Annotated in this window: 8 protein-coding genes; 2 read left to right on the top strand and 6 right to left on the bottom strand. The window is 63.9% G+C overall.

Annotated elements, in window-relative coordinates; all coding sequences use genetic code 11:
• Window positions 1–112: 112 nt before the first annotated feature.
• The 3 genes from ACLQ7E_RS19140 to ACLQ7E_RS19130 all read right to left on the bottom strand — a co-directional run bounded on the left by ACLQ7E_RS19140 (window position 113) and on the right by ACLQ7E_RS19130 (window position 2,146).
• On the bottom strand, window positions 113–664 hold the full coding sequence (locus tag ACLQ7E_RS19140; RefSeq protein WP_411734170.1) for a YceI family protein: 552 nt from the start codon (window positions 662–664) through the stop codon (window positions 113–115).
• A 400-nt stretch (window positions 665–1,064) separates the two neighbouring features.
• Window positions 1,065–1,532 carry a VOC family protein gene (locus ACLQ7E_RS19135; protein WP_411734169.1) on the bottom strand — a complete coding sequence of 156 codons (468 nt, stop codon included), beginning with the start codon at window positions 1,530–1,532 and terminating at the stop codon, window positions 1,065–1,067.
• Window positions 1,533–1,738: 206 nt separating this feature from the next.
• Window positions 1,739–2,146, bottom strand: a complete 408-nt coding sequence (locus ACLQ7E_RS19130) for a YccF domain-containing protein (protein WP_411734168.1) — start codon at window positions 2,144–2,146, stop codon at window positions 1,739–1,741.
• A gap of 145 nt (window positions 2,147–2,291) precedes the next feature.
• Here ACLQ7E_RS19130 and ACLQ7E_RS19125 point away from each other — a divergent pair, with 145 nt between their 5' ends.
• Together ACLQ7E_RS19125 and trmB are read left to right on the top strand one after the other, a co-directional pair.
• The gene (locus ACLQ7E_RS19125; protein WP_411734167.1) at window positions 2,292–3,836 is read left to right on the top strand and encodes a polysaccharide deacetylase family protein; all 1,545 of its coding nucleotides are present in this window, start codon (window positions 2,292–2,294) and stop codon (window positions 3,834–3,836) included.
• Window positions 3,837–3,856: 20 nt separating this feature from the next.
• Window positions 3,857–4,714, top strand: coding sequence for a tRNA (guanosine(46)-N7)-methyltransferase TrmB (trmB, locus tag ACLQ7E_RS19120; RefSeq protein WP_411734166.1), 858 nt, complete (start codon window positions 3,857–3,859; stop codon window positions 4,712–4,714).
• A 57-nt stretch (window positions 4,715–4,771) separates the two neighbouring features.
• Here trmB and ACLQ7E_RS19115 read toward each other — a convergent pair whose 3' ends face one another.
• The 3 genes from ACLQ7E_RS19115 to ACLQ7E_RS19105 all read right to left on the bottom strand — a co-directional run bounded on the left by ACLQ7E_RS19115 (window position 4,772) and on the right by ACLQ7E_RS19105 (window position 7,215).
• A complete protein-coding gene (locus tag ACLQ7E_RS19115) occupies window positions 4,772–5,680 on the bottom strand; it encodes an alpha/beta hydrolase (protein WP_411734165.1) in 909 nt (302 codons plus the stop codon).
• A 30-nt stretch (window positions 5,681–5,710) separates the two neighbouring features.
• Window positions 5,711–6,142, bottom strand: a complete 432-nt coding sequence (locus tag ACLQ7E_RS19110) for a heat shock protein transcriptional repressor HspR (RefSeq protein ID WP_411734164.1) — start codon at window positions 6,140–6,142, stop codon at window positions 5,711–5,713.
• A gap of 98 nt (window positions 6,143–6,240) precedes the next feature.
• Window positions 6,241–7,215, bottom strand: a complete 975-nt coding sequence (locus ACLQ7E_RS19105) for a DnaJ C-terminal domain-containing protein (protein WP_411734163.1) — start codon at window positions 7,213–7,215, stop codon at window positions 6,241–6,243.
• Between the last annotated feature and the right edge of the window lie 190 nt (window positions 7,216–7,405).

Genomic DNA, 7,405 nt, shown 5'->3' with positions numbered 1-7,405 from the left:
AAAAAATAATTACAAAAAACACCCCCCCGGGCGCGCCCCCCCCTGGGGGGCCGCGCCCGCTTCGGCATGCACAGACGGCACGACGTGGGTCAAGGGCCGGGACGGCCCCGGACTAGGCCTCCTTGATGGCTGAGATCTCGAACTCGAGCAGCACCCGTTCGGACACCAGAACGCCCCCGGAATCGAGCGCCTTGTTCCAGCTGACTCCGTACTCGCGGCGGTCGATGCGGCGACTGCCCTCGAAGCCCGCGCGCAGGTTGCCGAACGGATCGGTCTCGACGCCGGTGAATTCCATGGGGACAGCAATCTCGCGGGTGGTGTCCTTGATGGTCAGTTCGCCGTTGACGATGAAGCTGTTCTCGTCCACCTGGTCGATCCGCGTCGAGCGGAAGACAATGGTGGGGTATTTCGGGGCATCGAAGAAGTCGTTGGTCCGCAGGTGCTCGTCGCGGTCGGCATTTCGCGTGTCGACGCTGGCGACCTTGACGGACATCTCGATGCTGCTCTTGCCGACATCCTCCACATCGACGTGGATGGTCCCCTCCACCTCGTTGAAGGCGCCCCGCACCTTCGTCACCATTGCGTGGCGGGCGTTGAAGCCGATGCGAGTGTGCCCTGGATCGAATCGCCACGTCCCCGCGTAGGCTGGATCGAGCTGGGTCATTATTCCCCCTTTTGGTTGCGGTGCAGGTGGATTAGTCCCCCCCGACTGGTGCTTACACTACCAACGTAACGGCCACCCGTCTCCAGTTCCCCACCACTTTTTGTCAAGGTCCGAGTTGATCCCCGGAAGGCCGCGCCCGGCTCGGCACGCTCGCCACAAAAGCGGCAGCAACGAACCCCCGGGGTCGGCCGGATGGGCGACGCCTAGGGGAGTTCCGAAGATGCCGTCGGGCATCGGGATGGCCGTCGGCACGCGTTAGGCAACTGCGCCTCCGCTATGGCCGGACGCCGACAATGTCACGGGAGAAGGGCAACAACGCCCACGACCAAAGCCACGCATCCCTGCGCAATTGGGTTGACACCCCACGGCCGTGCACGCCACTTGCACGATGCCCAGGCAGCTATCCCCGGGCCGCTGCCTCAAGGACTGCGATATCCAGTTTCCTCATGGGCATGAATGCCTCGGTCACCCGGCGCGCGACCTCCGGGTCCGGATCGCTGAGCAGCTCAACCATGCGAACCGGGACAACCTGCCAGGACACCCCGAAGCGATCCTTGAGCCAACCGCATTGGCTTTCCTCGCCGCCGGCGGTCAGCTTGTCCCAGTAGTGGTCGACCTCGGCCTGGTCATCGCACATGATCTGGAAGGAAATGGCCTCGTTGAATTTGAAGAGCGGTCCGCCGTTCAGGGCAACGAAGGGGCGTCCATTGAGATGGAACTCCACAGTCATTGGCTCGCTCGCCGGATTCCCGTGCGTGTCCAGGTCGAGGTGCGAGACGATCCGGGAATTCGGAAAGATCTCGGTGTAGTACCGGGCAGCTTCCAGCCCCTGTCCGTCAAACCACAGGCAGTTGATCAGGTCTTTCATGAGTTGGACTCGTCCCCTCGGTGCTTGGCACTGCTTCCGACACCCAAGACTAGAAATCGCCCGGCCAAGATACAAGGGGCAACAGCGAAATCAGTGGCGAAAGTTCGTCGGCCTGCGCTCGGGGTCGCCCCCCTAGCCGGCCGCACCAAGGCCGTGGACCTCGGAACGGCCGGCCGCGTAGGTGTGCGATCAGGGCGGCGGAAGGCCTACCGGGACATCGGGATGTAGTGGGTGCTCGGAACGATTTCCTTGCCCAGCGGCATAAGGGATATCGGGATCATTTTCAGGTTCGCGATGCCCAGCGGAATGCCGACGATGCTCACGAACATCGGGATCGCGGTCAGGACATGGCCAATGGCGATCCAGATGCCGGCCACCAGGACCCAGATGACATTTCCAATGGTTGAAAAAGCACCTACTCGACCGCGGTCCACCACGGTGCGGCCGAAGGGCCACAGCGCGTAGAGGGCGATGCGGAAGGAAGCAATGCCAAAGGGGATCGTGACAATGAGCAGGCAGCAAATGATGCCGGCCAAGACGTAACCTGCAGCCAGCCAGATCCCGCCGAATACTAGCCAGATGACGTTCAGGACCACGGAGAGAGTGTTTCGCATGACTCAAGTTTCTCCTACGAACCAATACCGCGCCATGGGGTATCACCCTGAATGATCCCCCAGATACTTGGTAACGCTTTCTAACGATTCGGCCAGAAGTCCCCGAGGATTCGATTGGCGCGCCCCAAACGGGCAAGATTGTTGGATGCCGTCTGCGTTTGGTCGAAAATCTTCACTGCTCATCTCCGGAATCCTCTGCACCGTTTTCCTGACAGGTTGCGCACCGACACCCGGATCGCCCAAGTCCCCATTGGCCTTCTCCCACGACACCGACGCTGTTCCCTCCGCCACGGACCGCCAGAACACCGACTCGTTGCCGCTGCTGCTTGTTCCGGATGTGGAGGCCGTGGCCCAATCCGACGAACACCGACGCATCTTCACCAGGCATTTCGAGGTCCCCTCCGTCCCGGAGGCAACCCGGGCACAGCGAGAGCTGGTGAAGGAAGTAGTCGATGCGTTCAAGGCCACGAACGTGCCTGACGTATCCACGGGAACCTTCCCCGCGGCGGAACTGAATGTGCGCAGCGATCTCACCGCTGTTTCCACCCAGGTGTTGGGCATCAGGGTGAACACCTACGAGTCTTCCGGCGCCGGCGGCGCGACAAGATACCTGACCCAGTGGTCTGAACAAGGCAGTCCGCGGGCCATGGGAACCAGGGATTTGTTTGGCAGCGACGACGACTGGGCGGACTTCAAGGAGTTCGTCGTCCAGGCCGCAACCATCGACCCGAGGGTCTTCAACGGAAGCCTCATGGACTTGGAAGACTCATGGCTGGATTCGGTGAACTTTGACCGGCTCGGCAATGCGTTGGTTGAATTCGATGACAACAGCCTTGGCACAGGATCCGTCGGGCCCCTCATCGTGACGGTTTCGGCCGAACAGGTCTCCGCGCTGCTCTCGGACTTCGGTACATTGGCCCGCACCGCATCGACGTCCCCAAGTCCGCGGATCCAACTGGGCCTCTTGCAGGACTCCCTCGCCCCGGGCACGGGCCTGCCCCTGGCCCAAGAGCCGGGCAATCCGCCTTCACCGCGCAGCATCGACTGCAAGACGGAAAAATGTGTTGCCCTGACCTTTGACGACGGACCGGGCCCCAAGACCGGGAAACTACTTGACTCCCTGCGGGACGGGAAAGCGCCCTCCACGTTCTTTGTCACCGGCCCAAACGCCAAGCTCCGCCCGGAAATACTGCAGCGCATGGTCTCCGAGGGGCACGAGATCGGGAACCACACCTGGAACCACCGCTCGTTTACGTCGTTGTCCTCGGCCGAAATCAGAAGTGAGATTGACCGCACCAATGACGTGATCTCCCAGGCTGTCAACCAACCGGCGGGATTGTTGCGTCCTCCCTTTGGTGCGCACAATTCCATCAGCGACAGGCTCTCAAGCACCCCGGTCATCCTGTGGGACGTCGACACCTTGGACTGGAAGCACCGCAACGCCGAGAAGGTGGTTGACTCCGCGATTAAACAGACCAGACCGGGGTCGATCGTCCTGTTGCACGACATCCACTCGAGCACCGTCGCCGCCGTCCCGAGGATTCTCTCCGGCCTGCAGGCCAAGGGCTACACCTTTGTCACCGTCACCGAACTCATGGGTTCCGCGGGGCTCGAGGCAGGGGAATCCTATGCCCGCGGGCCGCAGCCGGCGAAGCCGGACAACAGGAAGACCGGGAAAGCAGGACGCTGAAGTTCGCTAACCTTAACTCCATGAGCCTTCCCCCAGAGCGCAAGATGCCGATCAGCGGCCGCGCCGTCGACGACCTCAGCTTTTACCAATCCGAACCCGTGTCGTTTGTCCGCCGCGGCAGCCGCTTGCACGGTCGTCGCGCCGATGCCTGGGAACGCACGGCCAGCAAGTACATCATCGATCCTCCGCGGGACCGTACCGACACCTCGGTGGGTGAAGGCTACGACTTCGACCCTGAGGCGCTCTACGGCCGCAAGGCACCACTGATTGTTGAGATCGGATCGGGGCTGGGCGAGGCCATGGCCTTTGCCGCAAGCCAGAACCGCGAGACGGATTTCCTCGCGGTGGAGGTCTACCGACCGGGGCTGGCAGCCCTGATGGTGCGCGTGGAAAACAACGAACTGACGAACGTGCGGGCGGTACAGGCCAATGCCCCCGAAGCCCTCGACTCCATGCTCCCGGCAGGCTCCGCCTCCGAGATCTGGATCTTTTTCTCCGACCCGTGGCACAAGATCCGCCACCACAAGCGCCGGCTCATCAAGGACACCTTCCTGCCCAAGCTTGAACGCGTTCTGGAGCCCGGTGGAACCATCCGGCTGGCCACCGACTGGTCCAACTACGCCGAGCAAATGCGCGAGGTCTTCGACGCGGCACCGGCATTCACCAACCTGCACCCGGGCGAGCTGTCCGGCGAGAACAGCAACCTCACCAAGGTCCGCCGCCTTGGCCTGGAAAACGAGGACAAGGACCCGGACTTCATCGACGAACGTGGCGGCTGGGCCCCGCGCTTCGAGGGCCGCACCCTGACCAGCTTCGAGGGCAAGGCGCTGAAGGCAGGTCGCCTGATCTTTGACTTGGCCTACCGCAAGGCCCAGTAGAAGAGTCAACGGCTGGCGGGGCGGTTTCGGGCTTGGGCCCGGCGCCGCCCTCCGTGCTTAAGGCAGGGGCAGTTGTCCGGTGGTGATCAGCGCAAGGTTGCGCAGCGAAAGCGTCCCGGGGTCTCGATAGCCCCTCGCCGAGGACGGATTGTCGTCCCGGAATTGGGAGGTGTTGTGGCCCGTGGCCGCATGCAGTCCCAGCTCCGGCTTTGCGCCGACATTGAAATCGTGGCCGGAGAGCAGTTTGCGGCCCGAGAGCGTTCGTCCGAGCCACGCCAGGCAATCCCCCTCGGCGATGGCCTCGTAGATGTTCTGCGGTGGCACGTTGAGCCTGCCCGGCTCCCGGGAGAAGTGCCGCGGAATCCCGGCCGAACCGATCATGGCCAGCGCCTGCGCCCGCAGCCGAAACCCTGATTCAGCGTCAAGCACCTGTGCTGCAAGGCTCGCCGCATAGGAGTGTGCCTCCACGGCCAGGTGCGGTTTGTCCGGCCGCAGGCGGGCGAACGTTGCCAAGTCGTCCTCCAACCGGTGCATGCCGCGCCGCGCGGCACTGTTGAGCAGGGCGCCGGCAAGGTTCGGGGTTCGATACCCCAGCCAAGCCACCACCGCAGGCGCGGACACGCCGACCCTTTGTTGTTCCAGGTACAGCTGCCCGGCCTCACGCACGCTGCCCCACAAGGCGTTGCGGGCCCGGATCCCGGTCCCCGAGAGCTGGAAGGTGACGTGGGTGGCGGTGTCCAGGTCGCCGACTGCGACGGCCGCCAGCGGTTCCCGGACGGAAAGGTCAAGGTACAGCAAATGGCGGGCGGGAATGGCAGGATCCATGGAGCCGGGGCGCAGCGCATGCGCGGTGCCGTCCAGGCCCTGGCGATGGGCCTTGCCCAGCCTGCCGCGAATCGCGCACAGGGCCTCGAACCTGTCGTATGCCTCGGCGGAGAGCCGGGCATAGCCCTCACCGACGGTCATGGACGCATCCTTGCGGCCCGTTCACGGCGGCTACTTGCCCCGCGGCTTCCACACCACCATGGCCTGGCTGCGGCCGCGTGGTCGTTGGCCCCGGGCCAGCGACACCACGTCGCCGGTGCTGCCGGCGGCAAAGACCCGTCCGAGTCCGGCGGCCTGATGGGCGCTGCGCAGGGCGAAGACCTCGTTGCTCAGTTCGCCGACCCGGAAACGCAGTGCGGCGACCTGGTTCTCCAGTGCCATGATGCGCTTGATGCCCTCCAGGGACACCCCGTCCTTGGAAAGCCGCTGGATTTCCCGCAGCAATTCCACATCGTGTTCGGAGTACCTGCGTTGCTTTCCGCCTTGGCGCGAAGGCGAAACCAGTCCCAGGCGGTCGTATTGGCGCAGCGTCTGGGGGTGCATGTCGGCCAGATCGGCTGCCACTGAAATGACGAAGATCGGCCTTAGCCGGTCGCTGCCCATGATCCCTGCCTTTCAATCCTTTTCATCCACCGTAACCAATTTCTTGGTAAGTCGAAGCGCCCCGCGTCGCTGGTGGGCGGCACGGGGCGTCACGGTATTTAGAGTGTTGCGCGCGAGAGCAGTGCCTCGCGCGGGTTGTCTGCCTTGGTTGCCTCGGCGAAGGCCTCGACTGCCGCCTTGGCTTCCTTGGAGAGGTTCTGCGGAACCACCACGTCCAGGGTGACCAGCAGGTCGCCCGTGGCCTTTGAGGTATGCACGCCGCGTTCCTTCAGTCGCAGGGTGCGGCCCGTTGCTGAGCCGGCCGGGACCTTCATCTTGACGGTCTCACCGGTCAACGTGGGAACCTCGATCTGCCCGCCGAGGGCCGCCTCGTCGAAGGTCACCGGCACATGGATCCGGATGTTGTTGTCCTCGCGGATGAAAACCGGGTGCGGCTTGACGGTGACCTTGACGATCAGGTCCCCGGAGCCGGCGGCACCGGCCGAACCCTTGCCGCGGACCCGGACCGATTGCCCGTCCTTGATCCCGGCTGGAATCCGCACGTCGATGACCTCGCCGTTGGCCTCGCGCAGGCCGATGGTGGTTCCCTTCATGGAACCGGCAAAGGAGATCGTGGTGCTGGCGGTTCGGTCGGCGCCCTTGCGCGGCGTCTGTTGGCCAAAACCGCCGAATCCGCCGCCACCAAAGAGGTCGGCAAAATCCGGCGGCACCTGGCTGCTGCTGCTGCTGCCGCGACGGCCGCCCCCACCGCCAGAGTTGAAGAGATTGGAGAAGACATCCTCGAAGCCTCCGTTCCCCGGTGCTCCGCCGTGGCCGCCGGCGCTGAAACGCGCCCCCGAGCCCATGGCGCGGATGGCATCGTACTGCTGGCGGTCCTCGGGGTCCGAAAGCACCGAATGGGCCTCGGTGATGTCCTTGAACCTGCGCTCGGACTCGGCGTCGCCGGAGTTGGTGTCCGGGTGGTACTTGCGCGCCATCTTCCGATAGGCCTTCTTGATGTCCGCGTCGCTGGCGTCCTTGGAGACGCCAAGAATGGCGTAGAAATCCTTATCGACCCAGTCCTGACTTGCCACCGGGCGCCTCCTTTGCTGTAAAAAAATCCTTGTGGCTCACCCGCCCATCGATCGTGGCGAGGAGAAATCCGTGATGTGAGTCCACCAAGTATGCGGCGGATCGCTGGTTGCATCCCTGGAACCCCCGCCACCCGCCGCACCTAGGTGGGGGGTGGGGGCCCCGCCAACACCGAGCGAGCCCCCCTTTTGT

Source organism: Paeniglutamicibacter sp. (assembly GCF_046714615.1).
Taxonomy (GTDB): domain Bacteria; phylum Actinomycetota; class Actinomycetes; order Actinomycetales; family Micrococcaceae; genus Paeniglutamicibacter.
The sequence above is the reverse complement of the archived record's forward strand: the minus strand, read 5'-3'. Positions and strand labels throughout refer to the sequence as shown.